The sequence below is a fragment of the Pectobacterium sp. PL64 genome (assembly GCF_022477975.1).
GTDB lineage: Bacteria > Pseudomonadota > Gammaproteobacteria > Enterobacterales > Enterobacteriaceae > Pectobacterium > Pectobacterium jejuense.
Window position 1 is genome coordinate 162,783 of sequence record NZ_CP092070.1, and the last position, 16,476, is coordinate 179,258.

The following is a 16,476-nucleotide window of genomic DNA, read 5'->3' on the forward strand; positions in this document are numbered from 1 at the left end:
GACCTTGCGTTGAGCGGTCCGGGACAGGATGTTCATCCAATGTTTGTCTTCGGGAGTGGGAAATGAAGCCTTTCTTGCGCTGGTGTTATGTTGCAACAGCACTCATGCTGGCAGGATGCAGCAACACGGATTGGCGTAAAGACGCAGTATTGGCGATTCCGTTACAGCCTACTTTGCAGCAGGAAGTGATCCTGGCACGCATGGAACAAATCCTTGCAAGCCGGGCATTAACCGATGATGAGCGAGCACAGCTATTATATGAGCGCGGAGTGCTGTATGATAGTCTCGGGTTACGGGCATTGGCGCGGAATGATTTTTCACAAGCGCTGACGATCCGCCCTGATATTCCAGAAGTTTTTAACTATTTGGGTATCTATTTAACGCAGGCAGGCAATTTTGATGCTGCCTATGAAGCGTTTGATTCTGTACTAGAGCTTGATCCAACTTACAATTACGCGCGTTTAAACCGAGGCATCGCTTTGTATTATGGCGGTCGCTATCTGTTAGCGCAGGATGATCTGCTGGCGTTTTATCGAGACGATCCGAATGATCCTTTCCGTTCGTTGTGGCTGTATCTTGTGGAGCGAGAAATCAATCCAGAGACGGCCAAAATTGCGTTGAAGAAACGCTATGACGACGCCAAGAAAGGGCCTTGGGGATGGAATATTGTCGAATTCTATCTGGGCAGTATCAGTGAAAAAACACTGATGCAGCGTTTACAGGTAGAAGCTACGGATAACACTTCGCTCGCTGAGCATCTCAGTGAAACTGACTTCTATTTAGGTAAGCACTACCTAAGTCTGGGGGACAAGAACACCGCTTTGGCGCTGTTCAAGCTGACGGTTGCCAACAACGTTCATAACTTTGTTGAGCACCGCTATGCATTGTTGGAATTGGCGCTATTAGGCCAAGAGCAAGACGACCTATCAGGATCGGACCAGCAATAGCTGACGAACACTTAATCAGCCTGAAAAAACTTCGGTTATCACCTTAACGGGTGAGGGCTTTTTTGTTCGCTTTTTAATCCAATTTGAGCCGGTTCACACTTTTCAATGAAAATGACTGAAAATTTTCACGACGAGTTATGTAGACTGGCCGCCATGTTTAATGAGGCACGTGTACATGACTGATTTAGTAACTTCTTTTGCCGATTTGGGGCTGAACACCTCTATCCTTAACGCCCTGACTGATTTGGGCTATGAAAAACCGTCTCCGATTCAGGCGGAATGTATTCCTCACCTGCTGAACGGTCGCGATGTGCTGGGTATGGCACAGACCGGTAGCGGTAAAACAGCAGCGTTCTCTCTGCCATTACTGAACAATCTGAAACCTGAACTTAAAGCACCACAGATTCTGGTGCTGGCACCGACCCGCGAGCTGGCGGTGCAGGTAGCAGAGGCCTGCAATGATTTCTCCAAACATATGCACGGCGTGAACGTCGTCGCACTGTACGGCGGTCAGCGCTATGACGTGCAACTGCGCGCTTTGCGTGGCGGTGCACAGATCGTTGTGGGTACGCCGGGCCGTCTGCTGGATCACCTGAAACGCGGTACGCTGGATCTGTCCAACCTGAGTGGTTTGGTGCTGGACGAAGCTGATGAAATGCTGCGTATGGGCTTCATCGAAGATGTTGAAAACATCATGGCTCAGATTCCTGCTGAACATCAGACTGCCCTGTTCTCTGCGACCATGCCTGAAGCGATTCGCCGCATTACGCGCCGTTTCATGAAAGATCCGCAAGAAGTTCGCATTCAATCAAGCATTACTACGCGTCCAGACATCAGCCAGAGCTACTGGACGGTGCAGGGTATGCGTAAAAATGAAGCGCTGGTACGTTTTCTGGAAGCGGAAGATTTTGATGCGGCGATTATTTTCGTTCGTACCAAAAATGCGACGCTGGAAGTGGCCGAAGCCCTGGAGCGTAGCGGTTACAACAGCGCCGCGCTGAACGGTGACATGAATCAGGCGCTGCGTGAGCAAACGCTGGAACGTCTGAAAGATGGTCGTCTGGATATCCTGATCGCGACCGACGTTGCGGCGCGTGGTCTGGACGTTGAGCGTATCAGCCTGGTAGTGAACTACGATATTCCGATGGATGCTGAGTCTTACGTTCACCGTATTGGCCGTACCGGTCGTGCGGGTCGTGCGGGCCGTGCTCTGCTGTTCGTCGAAAACCGTGAGCGTCGCCTGCTGCGCAACGTTGAGCGCACAATGAAGCTGACCATTCCTGAAGTGGAATTGCCAAATGCTGAATTGCTGGGTCAACGCCGTCTGGCTAAATTCGCCGCTAAAGTACAGCAACAGCTGGAAAGCAGCGATCTGGACATGTACCGCGCGCTGCTGACAAAACTGCAACCGCAGGAAGAGCTGGATGTCGAAACGCTGGCTGCTGCGCTGCTGAAAATGGCGCAGGGCGAACGTCCTCTGATTCTGCCACCAGACCCGGTATTCCGTCCTCGTCGCGAATTCCGCGATCGTGATGAGTCTCGCAGTGATTCACGTGGCGATCGTCGTCGTGATCCTCGCGATTCTCGTGACAGCCGTGACGGTGACCGTCCACAACGTCGTGAGCGTCGTGATGCTGGCGAGATGGAACTGTATCGTATCGAAGTGGGTCGTGATGACGGCGTTGAAGTTCGCCACATTGTTGGTGCTATCGCCAACGAAGGTGATATCAGCAGCCGCTACATCGGTAACATCAAGCTGTTCGCGTCTCACTCGACGATTGAACTGCCGAAAGGTATGCCGGGCGACCTGTTATCACATTTCACCCGTACGCGTATTCTGAACAAACCAATGAATATGCAGTTGATGGGTGATGCAGTTGCACAGCCAGAGCGTCGTGGCGGTGGTCGTCCTGGTGGCGAACGTCGTGATGGCGCAGCACCACGTCGCTCTTTCGGCGGTGGTGAACGCCGTGAAGGTAACGGTAACGGCGGTGAGCGTCGCGAGCGTTCTTTCAACCGTGATAACCGTGACGGCGCTTCACGCGCTCCACGTCGTCGTCCTGCTGACGCGTAAGCTACGATTTTTTTAAAATCTACTGCAATACAAAACGACCCTTAACGGGTCGTTTTTTTTGGTCAGAACAAACTCACTCATTCGATATTACAGCGTCTGCCGTACATCCATTGCGATTTCAAACGATCGCAGTCGCGCCTGATGATCAAAGATTTGACCGTTGATCATCACTTCATCCGCCTGCGTTTCACGCAAAAGGCTCTGCAATCCATGACGGACTTTCGCGCTATCGCCAACAATCGACAGCCGCAGTGCTTGCTCCGCACCAAACTGTTCGGCAGGCGATCCGACTGTGTCGATATTCTCTACCGGCGCGGGCAGCGGGCCCGGCGTACCACGGCGCAGGTTGATGAACTGCTGCTGCATCGAGGTAAAGAGGAAACGCGCGTCCCGATCGCTATCGGCCGCAACCACATTGATGCAAACCATCGCGTAGGGCTTGGCGTGGGTGGCAGAAGGGACAAAGTTTTCACGGTAGAGGCGGAATGCTTCCAGCAACATGTCGGGTGCGAAATGGGCGGCGAAGGCAAAAGGTAATCCCAGTCTCGCGGCCAGCTGTGCGCTGTACAGGCTCGATCCCAATAGCCAGATCGGAACGTGTAAGCCCTGTCCAGGGACTGCCTGTACTCCCTGACCCGGCAGTGCATCGGCAAAATAGCGTTGCAATTCCTGCACATCGCGTGGGAAATCTTCGATATCGGCATTAAGGTGACGACGCAGCGCCATCATGGTGCGCTGATCGGTACCGGGTGCACGGCCTAATCCCAAATCGATACGGCCGGGATACAGCGACTCCAGCGTACCGAACTGTTCAGCGATGACGAGCGGCGAGTGGTTCGGCAGCATCACGCCGCCGGAGCCGAGACGAATGCGCTGTGTTCCCGAAGCAAGATAGCCAAGAAGCACTGATGTTGCCGCGCTGGCGATACCTGTCATGCTGTGGTGTTCCGCCAGCCAATAGCGGTGATAGCCCCATTTTTCTGTATGTTGCGCCAGATCTAACGAGCGATTGAAGGCGTCACGCGCTGTCGCACCTTGCGGAATCGGCGCAAGATCGAGGACGGAAAACACGGTGGGTTGAGAAGACGTAGACATAATATGGCTCACTTTGTTGTTCACTGACTCCACCCATTCGGTGGATGCTAACGCCGTCAGTCAATGATGAAAGTCAGAACAGTATGCGGGAATGTTGCAGCGCTATGTAATTCAAAAGGTGCGCTTAGGAAGGAAAGGGCGGCTGACCGCCCTGATAGAAAAGGAGTTATTGAACGAGTTCAAGGCCAGCGACGCGACGCCAGTAGCCGTTGCAATCCGCCTGATTTTCCAGCGTTAATGGCGCATTGCCTTGTTCGTTGGCGCGGAATTTATCCAACATCGCCGGCGTGCTGATATCGTTCGGGGACAGCCGGACGATATCGACCAGATCCTGCATTGATGTCAGTTCGTTGCCGAGGTTGTAGCAATAGCCGCTTTGCGTCTGAATGCCGTTGAGGACAAACACCTGCTGGTTCTCCTGCGACAGCATTTTTCTGCCTTGCGGATAGCTGAGACAGCAGGTTTCGCATTCATCCTTTGGTCGATCTTCTGAACGAGCGGTAAAGCAGCGGGCGGAGTAGGCTAACGGTAAATGGCCGTAGCTGAGCACCTCCACTTCAAACTGATGGCGAAAGCCAAGCTCGTCACACTGATTCAGCAGGTTTTGCAGCCAGTCTCGGGAGAGTTCAACGGGCATGCACCAGCGCACCATGCCTTGTTTATGCAGGACTCGCAGGGTGTACGCGTTGTAGCAGTTGAGCGCGTGTCCGGCGACAAACGGCAGATTGCGTTCGGCGGCGATGTTAACGGCACCCAGATCGTTCGCTTCCAGCAAGAACTCGCCGTTCTCCACATAGCGTTTTAGCTCGGTAAGTTCAGACGGCGCTTGTAAGAGCGCAAGCGTAGAGATCACCACCTGTTTACCGCTGTTGGCGACCTCACGAGCGACATTGAACCAGTCTGCCACCTTCATCAGACGGCGCTTGCTGCACACCGTTTCGCCGAGATAAATGATATCGGCGCTGCTGTTCACCGCGGCCTGATAAAATGCCTCAACATCCTCTTTCGGCCAATAGTAGAGAATATTCCCTAATGCGTATTTCATGTGTTCTCCTGCTACTGCCATTTGCGGTGATAAGCGCCGAGCGTGGTCTGCGTGCCTTCTGCCACCGCACCTAACGCATCCATCCAGGCCTGAGTGGGAACGAATGTCTCAGGATTGGCGCGGCAGCGATCGATAGCCTGTCGCCATACCTGCGTAATCTGGCTGACGTAGGCCGGGCTGCGCTGGCGGCCCTCTATCTTCACGGAGGCAATATTGGCAGCCATCAGTTCAGGCAGCAGTTCCAGCGTGTTTAGGCTGGTTGGCTCTTCTAGCGCATGGTAGCGCTGTCCATCGACTAAATAACGCCCTTTGCACAATGTGGGATAGCCGGCGTTTTCATCGTCCTGATAGCGGTCGATCAGGATGTCGTTCAGGCGTGATTCCATGCCGTTTTCCGTCTGCTGCCAGCGTACAAATCGCGCTGGCGAGCAGGCACCTACAGTATTCGGTGATTCACCAGTCAGATAAGAAGAGAGATAGCAGCGGCCTTCCGCCATGATGCACAGGCTGCCGAAGGCGAACACTTCGAGCGGCACGGGGCTGGTGCGGGCGATTTGCTTCACCTGATGGATGGACAGCACGCGCGGCAGCACGATGCGTGAGACATCGAAATGGCGATGATAGAAACGGATCGCTTCGGTGTTTGTCGCGGAAGCCTGAACCGACACGTGACGCTCGATGTGGGGATAGCGCTCGGCAGCATATTCCAGCATGGCGAGGTCGGCGAGGATCAGCACGTCGGCCCCGATCTGCGCGGCCATGTCCACGGCGCGCTGCCAGCGCTGATAGCCGTCCGGGTGCGCAAACGTATTGATAGCGATATGCAGCTTACGCCGGTGGCGGTGCACGTACTCGCGCGCTTCCTGTAGCTTCTTATCGGTAAAGTTAAGCCCGGCAAAATGACGTGCGTTGGTGTCATCTTTCAGGCCGATATAGACCGCATCTGCGCCATTATCGATGGCAGCTTTCAGTGCTGGCAGGTTGCCAGCGGGGCAAAGCAGTTCCATACACAATCCTTCATTAATCCCTTCGGGGCCGTAGCTGCTCGGTACGATCAATGATGTTCAGACTGACGATCGCGTTTATGACGGGCATTCTGCCTCTCGCCCTTGCGGGTCGCCGTAAGCGATTTTTTATCAGTCGATGAATGTTGTTAACGATTGGGAATCTTAATTAACCAAATCGGTAAGGACTTTGATTTAAGGCAGTTTATGGTGCTAATCGTCGCGTAAGGACAAAATCTGTTGGGCATAATCGGATAACCGACTAAATTATTGACATAGACCTCTGCCGCGTGCGGTGGATGTGGCAAAATACTTGCAGATTATCTGAACAGTCAGATTGCTTTAAGAGGAGTACGCCAGTGTTGGAAAAACTACGAGCGCAGATTGTGCGTCAGGGGCCGAGCTTATTAGGTAAGCCACTCAAGTTCACCCCCTTTGCGCTACAGCGTCAGGTTTTGGAACAGATGTTGGGCTGGCAGTTCCGTCAGGCGCTGGAAGAGGGCGATCTGGCATTTCTCGAAAGCCGCTGGCTGAAAATTGAGGTGCGTGATGTCGGCTTGCAGTGGTTTATGACGCTGCGCGAGGGCCGTCTGGTAGTGAGCGACGCTGAGACGCCGGATGTCAGTTTCAGTGCAGATGCGAACGATCTGATTTTGATCGCCGCGCGTAAAGAAGATCCCGATACGCTCTTTTTCCAGCGTCGTCTGCGCATTGAGGGCGATACCGAGTTAGGTTTGTATGTGAAGAACCTGATGGATGCCATTGAGCTGGAAGCCATGCCTGCGCCGCTGCGCATTGGCCTGCTGCAACTGGCAAACTTTGTTGAAGCCGGCTTACAGGAGGGCGCAGTGCAACCAGCGAATCACGCGCCAGTATCATGCTAGTTCGGGTGGAAATTCCCGTTGATGCCGCAGGGATCGACAACTTATTGCGCCGTGCTTTTCCAACGGGTGCGGAAGCGGATCTGGTTCATCAACTGCGTGAAGATGGTTTATTGACGCTCGGCGTTGTGGCGACTGACGATGAAGGTGGCGTGGTGGGCTACGCGGCATTCAGCCCGGTGCTGATCGACGGTGAGGATCGCCAGTGGGTGGCGCTTGCGCCGTTGGCGGTAGACGACAGCCTGCGCCGACAGGGCGTAGGGGAGAAGCTGGTCTACGAAGGGCTGGATGCGCTGAATGAATTTGGCTACACCGCTGTCGTGGTCTTGGGTAACCCCGCGTATTACTCCCGTTTTGGCTTTGTGCCGGCGGTAGAGCAGCAGCTACATTGTCGCTGGTCAGACAGCGAATCGGCTTTTCAGGTCTATCCGCTGGCAGATAATCATGTTGTCGGTGAGGGGAGTCCTGAGGGCGAAAGCGGGTTTGAAAGCGCGAGCGGGCTGGTGGAATACGCCGAACCGTTTAACCGCTTTCTCTAACGCGACTCGCTGACCGATAGCGCATCAATACATCGTGTCTGAAATGCATAGCGTCTTGGGCTGGTCTTGTACCAGCCTTTCTTTTTGGTTTTTGCTCAACTGCTTAATGCGATATTCCAGTTTGAGTGCGTCTGAGCGACCGCCCACCAGACAGTGAAACACCAGCGTTAACTCGCCTTTTCCCCGCAGCGCTTTTGCCCCTTTTCCCGTTTGATGCTGATTCAGACGACGGCTGACATCCGTTGTGATACCCGTGTACAGCGCCCCAGCGACCGTGCGCAGTATGTATAGATACCAGTGAGAATCTTCGGCGTGTTCAGTCATCGCATTGTCTGTGGATTATTGTCTGTGGATTATTGTTTGAAAAAGCTGCTCGGCACAGCTAAACATAAATAGCACTTCCCACCAATCGTATTTCAAATAATTAGCATTTCAAAGCACTAGCATTTCAACGCTCTTGCCTTTCAAAGAACGGACACTGCATCACATTAATGGCTGTTATTCAAAGACATGCATTTCTTTTACGGATAGGGAAAAACGTATGACACTGAAACGATATATACCTCCCGCGCTGGCCGTGGCGTTTTCTTCTTGCTTCCTCTCACTGGGCTATGCAGCTGAACTGGCAGAGAAAGATCGGGAAACGATTGTGAACGCTGTCGCAAATTACTCGGGCCAGATGACGACAGTTGCTCAGCAGATATGGTCAAAGCCCGAACTGGGCTATTTGGAAACCAACACCTCCCAGCTGCTACAGAATGAGCTAAAAGCCGCTGGGTTCAGCGTTGAAGCGGGCGTCGCGGGTATCCCAACCGCGTTTGTGGCGACGGCGGGGAAATCCGGTGGGCCGGTTATCGGCATTCTGGCCGAGATGGACGCGCTGCCGGGCTTCTCTCAGGCTGCAACGCCGGAACGTTCGCCGGTTGCGGGTATTGAGGCCGGACATGCCTGTGGGCATCACCTGTTTGGTGCGGGATCGGTGGGCGCGGCGATTGCGCTGAAGCAGTGGCTGGAAGCGACGGGCAAACCGGGCCAAATCCGGGTGTACGGCACGCCAGCGGAGGAAGGCGGTTCCGGTAAAGTTTATATGACGCGCGAGGGGCTGTTTAAGGATGTGGATGTGATGCTGCACTGGCATCCCAGCGATGAGAATTCTGCCTCGCAAGACTATTCGCTGGCGAACGTGAACGGTAAGTTTCGTTTCTATGGTCGCTCCGCACATGCCGCGATGGCACCAGAGAAAGGGCGTTCGGCGCTGGACGGCGTGGAGGCGCTGAATTTTATGGTGAACGCAATGCGGGAGCATGTGCCGCAGGAAACGCGCATTCACTACGTGATTACCGATGGCGGTAAAGCGCCGAACGTGGTGCCGGACTTCGCCGAAGTGTATTACTACGTGCGTCACCCCGATCCGGCCGTGGTCGCCAGCGTGACCGATCGCATCCGTAAAGCGGCGGAAGGTGCGGCGCTGGGAACCGAAACGCGTTATGAATTTGAAATTCTCGGCGGCGTTTACAGCCTGTTGCCGAACGACGTGTTGGGAAAAGTGATGGATGACAGCCTCAGAAGCGTCGGTGCGCCGCAGTGGGATAAGGCGGATACGGATTTTGCCACCGCGCTACAGAAAACGTTGGAGCAATCCAAACTACCGCCGCTTTCCAGTGCCGGCCAGATCGCGCCGTACCATTTTGGTGAAACGGGCTATGCGTCGACCGATGTGGGCGATGTCAGCTGGGTGGTGCCGACGGTCGGGCTGGGAACGGCGACCTGGGTGCCGGGCGTACCTGCGCACAGCTGGCAGGCAGTGGCATCCGGCGGCATGGCGATTGGCTATAAAGGCATGGACGTTGCCGCCAAAACGCTGGCTGTCACAGGAGCGAAGCTGCTGAGCGATCCCGCATTAATTCAACAGGCAAAAGCGGAGTTCGACAAGAGCCGTGGCGAGAACTTCCACTATAAGCCGCTGCTGGGCGATCGAAAACCCGCGCTGGATTACCGTAAACCTTCCGCAGGGAAATAATTTTCCTGCTCTGCCCGCAGTTTCTCCCTGTACTTAGGGAGAAGCCGCTATGCTTACTCCATACCCGTCATACTTCAAGTTGCATGTACGTTGGCTTCGCTTAGTCACCCGAATCACTTACTCAGGTAAGCTCATCGGGACTCCTTCGCTTGCCGCCTTCCTGAAACTTGAATTATTTAGGGTATATACATGAATTCAATTAGAAGCATCGGGCGATCTGCGACCGCGTGCAGACGCCTCTTTATTCCTTTATGAAGGGCGGAGCTGGTAGACAAGGTTGTCAGCGCTATTCCCCGGCTTGGCCTCATTCAGGGGAGTATGTGTGATAAAAATCACATATAATCACTATCTATTGCATTTCTCTTACATCAAGTGTGAATGAATGCACAAAATAGTCCGGCATGGCGTGTTCAAATGTCTGATGAGTCGTCTTTTATTTAATGAATAAATAGGTTTCTTTCGATGTCGTTCTTTCGGTGTTGAAATAGTCACAGAATGAAGGGTAGAGGAAGGCTGATTGCGGTGAGAAGGATCTCGGTGCCGCTACAGGTTGTTTCGCCTGGGCGCTATCTTCAAGGAACCAAGTCCGCTCGCCAAACGTGCTGGTTTTGCACCAGTTAATGTTCAGGGCCGGTTAGACCGGCTGACGAGTTGGAGTGTTGTATGACCAAGCTGACCACGGCCGCGCAACGTGCGCTGGCGCTGATGGATTTAACCACGCTGAATGAGGATGATACGGATGAAAAAGTGACGGCGCTCTGCCGTCAGGCGAACAGCCCGGCCGGAAAAACGGCTGCTATCTGTATCTATCCACGTTTTATCCCTCTGGCGAAAAAGATCCTGCGTGAGCAGGGTACGCCGGATATCCGCATCGCGACGGTGACCAACTTCCCGCACGGCAATGATGATGTAGCAATTGCTGTTGCTGAAACCAAGGCGGCAATCGCCTACGGCGCTGATGAAGTTGATGTCGTATTCCCTTACCGCGCGCTGATCGCAGGCAATGCGCAAATCGGTTTTGAGCTGGTGCAGGCATGTAAAGCCGTGTGTCAGGATGCCCACGTACTGCTGAAGGTGATCATCGAGACGGGTGAGCTGAAACAAGAAGCGCTGATCCGTCAGGCGAGCGAGATTGCCATTGATGCGGGTGCCGATTTCATTAAAACCTCGACCGGTAAAGTGCCAGTGAACGCGACGCCAGAAAGTGCGGCGATCATGCTGAAGGCGATCCGCGATAAAGGCGTGGGTGAGCGCGTCGGCTTTAAAGCGGCCGGCGGCGTGCGTAACGCAGAAGATGCCGCCATCTACCTGCAACTGGCGGACGATATCATGGGCGCGGAATGGGCGACGGCACAGCATTTTCGCTTTGGCGCATCCAGTCTGCTGGCAAGCCTGCTGACCACGCTTGGCCACGCGACAGCGGCTCCGCAGGGTAGCTACTAATTACGTGCACACAGCGTACGATTTTGTTCACAGCAAATGTGCTCGCAGCGATAGGCTGCTGAGCCACATCAGAATTCATCAGGAGTACAGACCTTGTTTCTGATTCAAGAAATTATTCGTAAGAAGCGTGACGGAAAAACTCTGAGCGAAGAAGAGATCCGCTTCTTTATCAATGGTATTCGTGACAATACCGTCTCCGAAGGCCAGATAGCAGCGCTGGCGATGACCATCTATTTTCATGACATGTCGATGGACGAGCGCGTGGCGCTGACGTTGGCAATGCGCGACTCTGGCACGGTGCTGGACTGGAAGAGTCTGAACCTGAACGGCCCGCTGGTGGATAAACACTCAACTGGCGGCGTCGGGGATGTCACTTCGCTGATGCTGGGGCCGATGGTCGCTGCCTGCGGGGGCTATGTCCCGATGATCTCCGGGCGCGGCTTAGGGCATACCGGCGGCACGTTGGATAAGCTCGAAGCGATTCCGGGACTGGATATTTTCCCGAATGATGAAGATTTTCGCCGCATCATCCAGCAGGTTGGCGTCGCGATCATTGGGCAGACCTCATCGCTAGCTCCGGCGGATAAACGTTTTTACGCCACGCGTGATATTACCGCCACGGTCGATTCAATCCCGCTGATCACCGCGTCGATTCTGGCGAAGAAACTGGCTGAAGGGCTGGATGCGCTGGTGATGGACGTCAAAGTGGGGTCGGGAGCGTTTATGCCGACCTATGAACTGTCCGAACAGCTGGCGCAGGCGATTGTCGGCGTAGCGAACAACGCTGGATGCCGCACCAGCGCATTGCTGACGGACATGAATCAGGTGCTGGCCTCTAGCGCAGGCAACGCGTTGGAAGTGCGGGAAGCCGTGCGTTTCCTGACGGGGGAGAGCCGCAATCCGCGCCTGTATGATGTTACTATGGCGCTCTGTGGTGAGATGCTACTGGCGGGCGGACTGGCAAGCTCGGCGGACGATGCGCATTCACTTCTGCAAGCCGTGTTGGATAACGGCAAAGCAGCCGAAGTCTTTGGTCGCATGGTCGCCGCACAGCGTGGTCCAGGCGATTTTGTCGAACACTACGATCGTTACCTGCCAGTAGCGACATTAAGTAAGCCGGTATTCGCGACGCGTGAAGGCATCGTGACTGGGATGGATACCCGCGCGCTGGGCATGGCCGTCGTTTCGCTGGGCGGTGGACGCCGTCAGGCCACGGATACGATCGATTACAGCGTCGGTCTGGATAGCATGATCAGTCTGGGTGAGCGCGTTGATGCGCAGCGCCCGCTGGCGGTGATCCACGCCAATACGGAAGCGCAGTGGCAGCAGGCGGCGAATGAAGTCCGTGCTGCGATCCAACTGGGCGACACTGCGCCAGAAAAGACCCCGATGGTCTATCGTCGAGTGAGCGCAGAAGCGTGATCGCACAGGGCTGCTTAGTGGTCGTCTTGAATTGATTTTCCCCTGCCTGTCGGCAGGGCGTTAGCGCATAGCTGCGCAGGAGAAAAAGAATGAAACGTGCATATATTATGGTTCTCGACTCGTTTGGCATCGGCAGCAGTGCTGATGCAGAACGTTTTGGCGATGTCGGTTCAGATACGCTGGGCCATATCGCTCAGGCGTGTGCCGCGGGGACGGCGGATAAAGGGCGCAGTGGCAAGCTGCATTTGCCGAACCTGAGCCGTCTGGGGCTGGGTAAAGCCGCTGAGGCCTCAACGGGAACGTTCCCGCCAGGGCTGGATGAAAACGCAGACATCATCGGTGCTTACGCACACGCTAGCGAAATCTCCTCGGGTAAAGATACGCCGTCGGGTCACTGGGAAATTGCCGGTGTGCCTGTCCTGTTCGACTGGGGCTATTTTAAAGATGAAGAGAACAGTTTTCCGCAGGAGCTGCTGGATAAACTGGTGAAGCGCGCCAATCTGCCGGGCTATCTGGGCAACTGCCACTCTTCCGGTACGGTGATTCTGGATCAGCTGGCTGAAGAACACATGAAAACCGGCAAGCCGATTTTCTACACCTCTGCGGATTCTGTGTTCCAGATTGCCTGCCATGAAGAAACGTTCGGTCTGGATAAGCTGTACGAGCTGTGTGAGATTGCCCGCGAAGAGCTGACCGAAGGCGGCTACAACATCGGGCGCGTGATCGCACGTCCGTTTATCGGTGACAAACCCGGCAACTTCGAGCGTACCGGCAACCGTCACGATCTGGCCGTTGAACCGCCTGCGCCGACCATCCTGAAAAAAATGGTGGATGAAAAAGGTGGCGAAGTGGTTTCCGTCGGTAAGATTGCGGATATCTACGCGCAGGTCGGTATCACGAAGAAAGTGAAGGCGACCGGCATCGATGCGCTGTTTGACGCCACGCTGAAAGAAATGGATAGCGCGGGCGACAACACCATTGTGTTTACCAACTTTGTTGATTTCGATTCCGCCTACGGCCACCGCCGCGATATTCCGGGCTACGCTGCCGCGCTGGAGCTGTTTGACCGCCGCCTGCCAGAAATGCTGTCCCGCGTGAAGGGCGACGACATCCTGATTCTGACGGCTGACCACGGCTGTGACCCAAGCTGGCACGGTACCGATCACACCCGTGAAAATGTACCGGTGTTGATCTATGGGCCGAACGTGAAGCCGGGCTCATACGGCCATCGTGACACTTTCGCCGATATCGGGCAGACAGTCGCGGCTTACTTTGGCCTGTCGCCTATGGACTACGGCAAATCGATACTGTAAAACACACCGTTTTTTACGTGAACTTGATTAATAAGGAATAAACGCATGGCAACGCCACATATTAATGCAGAAATGGGTGATTTCGCGGACGTTGTACTGATGCCGGGCGACCCGCTGCGTGCTAAGTACATTGCGGAAACCTTTCTGGATGATGCCCGCGAAGTGAATAACGTGCGTGGCATGTTAGGGTTCACCGGGACTTACAAAGGCCGTAAAATTTCGGTAATGGGTCACGGTATGGGTATCCCATCCTGCTCAATCTATGCAAAAGAACTGATCACCGAATTCGGCGTGAAGAAGATCATCCGTGTGGGTTCCTGCGGTGCGGTACGTGAAGATGTTCAACTGCGTGACGTCGTGATCGGCATGGGCGCCTGTACGGATTCCAAAGTGAACCGTATGCGTTTCAAAGATCACGACTACGCGGCGATTGCCGATTTCGACATGGTGCGTAATGCCGTTGATGCTGCTAAAGCTCGCGATGTTTCTGTCCGCGTTGGTAACATTTTCTCCGCCGATCTGTTCTACACGCCAGATCCGCAGATGTTCGACGTGATGGAAAAGTACGGCATTCTGGGTGTGGAAATGGAAGCGGCCGGTATCTACGGCGTAGCGGCAGAGTTCGGTGCGAAAGCGCTGGCCATCTGTACCGTTTCTGACCACATTCGTACCGGTGCGCAGACCACGTCAGAAGAGCGTCAAAACACCTTCAACGAAATGATCGAAATCGCGCTGGAATCCGTTCTGCTGGGCGATAACGAGTAAATTCACATCAGCCCGGACGTTCGCTCCGGGCTGTTTTTTCCTGTTTTTCCCTTCACATCTTTCCGTAAGCAACCTGCTGATTGTCCGCTGCTAGCGGCGCAACGGAAGGCTCGTCTGTGTGGTTCTCTGTGTGCGCTTTCTTCTCTGCTTCGAGCGGCGTTAACCGTATCTGATGTCTGAAACTGGCCTGTACGGCAGGCTGGTGGCTGACGGCCAAGACAATGGTTTGTGGCAGCGTAATCCTGATGTGTTCTAGCAGTTGAAGCGCCGCTGTGTCATCGAGCTGGCTGGTGGCTTCATCCAGACAAAGTAGCGTCGGGCGCAGCAGTAGCGCACGCGCGAGCGACAGGCGCTGTTGTTCGCCGCCCGATAGTTCCCGACTCCAGTTCGCCTTGTCGTCCAGACGAGGAATCAGCGCGGTCAGTCCGGTTTGTTTCAGCACTGCGGTCAACTGTGCGGTATCCGCTAACTGCGCCTGCGGGTAACACAGTACCTGACGCAGCGTGTCCTGCGGTAAATAGGCTTTTTGCGGCAAAAATAGCGCGCGGCCCGCTGGGAAATACCAGTCTCCTTGTGAGACAGGCCATAGCCCCGCCAGTGTGCGCAGCAGCGTGGTTTTCCCCGTGCCGCTGGCCGCGTTAAGCGTCGCCCATTCGCCAGCCTGAAGCGTGAGCGTCAGCGGGGCGAAATACGGCGAACCATCGGGACGCGGTACGGACAGCGCGTTGATATGCAGAGTATGGCCTTCATGGCGCGGAGCGTCTGGCGTTGGCAATTGCTGTAAGCGGTGCTGGAATTCCCACAGGCGTTCAATCGTGGAAGACCACTGAACTAACTGCCGATAGGCATCGATAAACCAGCCAAAGGCGTCCAGCACATAGCCGAAGGCGGATCGCGCCTGCATAATCGCCCCGAGGCTAATCTGACGTGCGAGAAACAGTGGCAGCGTAGCGAAAACCGGGATAATCAGGCTAAAGCGGAAATAGCTGGTCGTAAAGCTCTCCAGCCGGAATTCCCGCGCCATTAAGCGCTGCCAGTTTTGCACGATGGGCTGGAAATACTGCCGCATCCGCTGCTGCTCGGCGTCACTCCCTTGGTAGAACGCAATCTGCTCGCTGTTATCCCGCACCCGCAGCAGCGTGGCGCGATAGTCGGCCTCTGTCCGCTGACGTTCAATATTCAGCTTGTGCAGGCGGTGCCCCAGCAGGTGCGTCACGATGCTGGCTACTGCGGCGTAAACCAGCGCGATCCACACCAGATAGCCGTGTATCGTGATGGTGTAGCCGCTTAGCGTGAAGGTATGGACGCCGGAAAGCTGCCAGAGAATCGCGATGAAAGAGAAAAAGCGGGCGGTATTTTTCAGCAGCGAAAGCAGGAGTTCGAGGCTTTGTTCGATCAGCAGGCGAATATCTTCCGCGATGCGCTGATCGGGGTTATCCAGCCCTGAGTTGAGCTGATAGTGGGCGTGATTGCGCAGCCAATCCTGCTCATACTGCTGCGTCATGGTATCGCGCCAGCGGATAATCAGCTGTTTCTTGAGCCAGTTGCCGCAGATGATGACCAGCACGAACAGCAGCGTATAGGCCAGATAGCGCACGGCCATATCGTAGACTGAGGCGTGCTGAAAATAGTCGGCCAGCGCGTCGTAAAAATCCCGGCTCCAGTTATTGTACTGCACGCTGATCCACACGACGGAGAGCGTCAGGCTCATAATCAGCAGCAGCAAAAACCACAGCAGCGTGGCGCGTGTAGTCAGCCAGAAAGGCGCGACCAGTGAATAAAAGCGTCTAAGAGTTTGCATAATGGATGGGGCGATGGCCTGCCAGCATAAGCCGGCAGGCGTGTTCGCTTAGAAATTCCACTTCGCAGTTAGCATGAAATTACGTGGATCGCCGTAATAGTTGTTGCCGCTAAGATGGCGGTTGTTC

The 16,476-nt window shown here is 54.8% G+C and carries 15 protein-coding genes; 10 read left to right on the plus strand and 5 right to left on the minus strand.

What is annotated here, in order from left to right:
* Nucleotides 1-62: 62 nt before the first annotated feature.
* From nlpI to HP572_RS00765, 3 genes are all read left to right on the plus strand, one after another.
* Complete coding sequence (nlpI, locus tag HP572_RS00760) at nucleotides 63-947, plus strand: lipoprotein NlpI (protein WP_010279700.1); 885 nt, start codon at nucleotides 63-65, stop codon at nucleotides 945-947.
* A 111-nt stretch (nucleotides 948-1,058) separates the two neighbouring features.
* A complete protein-coding gene (gene yrbN / locus HP572_RS22955) occupies nucleotides 1,059-1,130 on the plus strand; it encodes a protein YrbN (protein WP_223193433.1) in 72 nt (23 codons plus the stop codon).
* Nucleotides 1,123-3,021, plus strand: coding sequence for a DEAD/DEAH family ATP-dependent RNA helicase (locus tag HP572_RS00765; RefSeq protein ID WP_014914132.1), 1,899 nt, complete (start codon nucleotides 1,123-1,125; stop codon nucleotides 3,019-3,021). Before yrbN ends, HP572_RS00765 begins: the two co-directional genes overlap by 8 nt.
* A gap of 87 nt (nucleotides 3,022-3,108) precedes the next feature.
* Here HP572_RS00765 and HP572_RS00770 read toward each other — a convergent pair whose 3' ends face one another.
* The 3 genes from HP572_RS00770 to HP572_RS00780 all read right to left on the minus strand — a co-directional run bounded on the left by HP572_RS00770 (nucleotide 3,109) and on the right by HP572_RS00780 (nucleotide 6,168).
* Complete coding sequence (locus HP572_RS00770) at nucleotides 3,109-4,116, minus strand: luciferase-like monooxygenase (protein WP_240584502.1); 1,008 nt, start codon at nucleotides 4,114-4,116, stop codon at nucleotides 3,109-3,111.
* Between the two features lie 166 nt (nucleotides 4,117-4,282).
* Nucleotides 4,283-5,161 (minus strand): U32 family peptidase, encoded by an 879-nt coding sequence (locus HP572_RS00775; protein WP_010279707.1) that lies wholly within the window; start codon nucleotides 5,159-5,161, stop codon nucleotides 4,283-4,285.
* Nucleotides 5,162-5,172: 11 nt separating this feature from the next.
* Nucleotides 5,173-6,168, minus strand: a complete 996-nt coding sequence (locus tag HP572_RS00780; protein WP_240584503.1) for a peptidase U32 family protein — start codon at nucleotides 6,166-6,168, stop codon at nucleotides 5,173-5,175.
* A gap of 356 nt (nucleotides 6,169-6,524) precedes the next feature.
* Between HP572_RS00780 and HP572_RS00785 the strand changes: the two genes are divergently transcribed.
* Together HP572_RS00785 and HP572_RS00790 are read left to right on the plus strand one after the other, a co-directional pair.
* Nucleotides 6,525-7,049, plus strand: a complete 525-nt coding sequence (locus HP572_RS00785) for an SCP2 domain-containing protein (RefSeq protein ID WP_240584504.1) — start codon at nucleotides 6,525-6,527, stop codon at nucleotides 7,047-7,049.
* Nucleotides 7,043-7,585, plus strand: coding sequence for a GNAT family N-acetyltransferase (locus tag HP572_RS00790; protein ID WP_240584505.1), 543 nt, complete (start codon nucleotides 7,043-7,045; stop codon nucleotides 7,583-7,585). Before HP572_RS00785 ends, HP572_RS00790 begins: the two co-directional genes overlap by 7 nt.
* A gap of 24 nt (nucleotides 7,586-7,609) precedes the next feature.
* On the opposite strand, the gene HP572_RS00795 is transcribed toward HP572_RS00790, so the two are convergent.
* Nucleotides 7,610-7,909 carry a GIY-YIG nuclease family protein gene (locus tag HP572_RS00795; protein ID WP_240584506.1) on the minus strand — a complete coding sequence of 100 codons (300 nt, stop codon included), beginning with the start codon at nucleotides 7,907-7,909 and terminating at the stop codon, nucleotides 7,610-7,612.
* A gap of 217 nt (nucleotides 7,910-8,126) precedes the next feature.
* On the opposite strand from HP572_RS00795, the gene HP572_RS00800 reads away from it, so the two are divergent.
* From HP572_RS00800 to deoD, 5 genes are all read left to right on the plus strand, one after another.
* A complete protein-coding gene (locus tag HP572_RS00800; RefSeq protein WP_240584507.1) occupies nucleotides 8,127-9,605 on the plus strand; it encodes an amidohydrolase in 1,479 nt (492 codons plus the stop codon).
* Between the two features lie 663 nt (nucleotides 9,606-10,268).
* Nucleotides 10,269-11,048: a deoxyribose-phosphate aldolase gene (gene deoC, locus HP572_RS00805; protein WP_203470425.1), complete on the plus strand. Its 780-nt coding sequence runs from the start codon at nucleotides 10,269-10,271 to the stop codon at nucleotides 11,046-11,048.
* Nucleotides 11,049-11,141: 93 nt separating this feature from the next.
* Complete coding sequence (gene deoA / locus HP572_RS00810) at nucleotides 11,142-12,470, plus strand: thymidine phosphorylase (protein WP_240584508.1); 1,329 nt, start codon at nucleotides 11,142-11,144, stop codon at nucleotides 12,468-12,470.
* An 89-nt stretch (nucleotides 12,471-12,559) separates the two neighbouring features.
* On the plus strand, nucleotides 12,560-13,783 hold the full coding sequence (deoB, locus tag HP572_RS00815) for a phosphopentomutase (protein WP_039515174.1): 1,224 nt from the start codon (nucleotides 12,560-12,562) through the stop codon (nucleotides 13,781-13,783).
* A gap of 45 nt (nucleotides 13,784-13,828) precedes the next feature.
* Nucleotides 13,829-14,548 (plus strand): purine-nucleoside phosphorylase, encoded by a 720-nt coding sequence (gene deoD / locus HP572_RS00820; RefSeq protein ID WP_010279739.1) that lies wholly within the window; start codon nucleotides 13,829-13,831, stop codon nucleotides 14,546-14,548.
* Between the two features lie 52 nt (nucleotides 14,549-14,600).
* Here the strand turns inward: deoD and HP572_RS00825 are convergent, their stop codons facing one another.
* Nucleotides 14,601-16,349: an ABC transporter ATP-binding protein/permease gene (locus HP572_RS00825; protein ID WP_240584509.1), complete on the minus strand. Its 1,749-nt coding sequence runs from the start codon at nucleotides 16,347-16,349 to the stop codon at nucleotides 14,601-14,603.
* Between the last annotated feature and the right edge of the window lie 127 nt (nucleotides 16,350-16,476).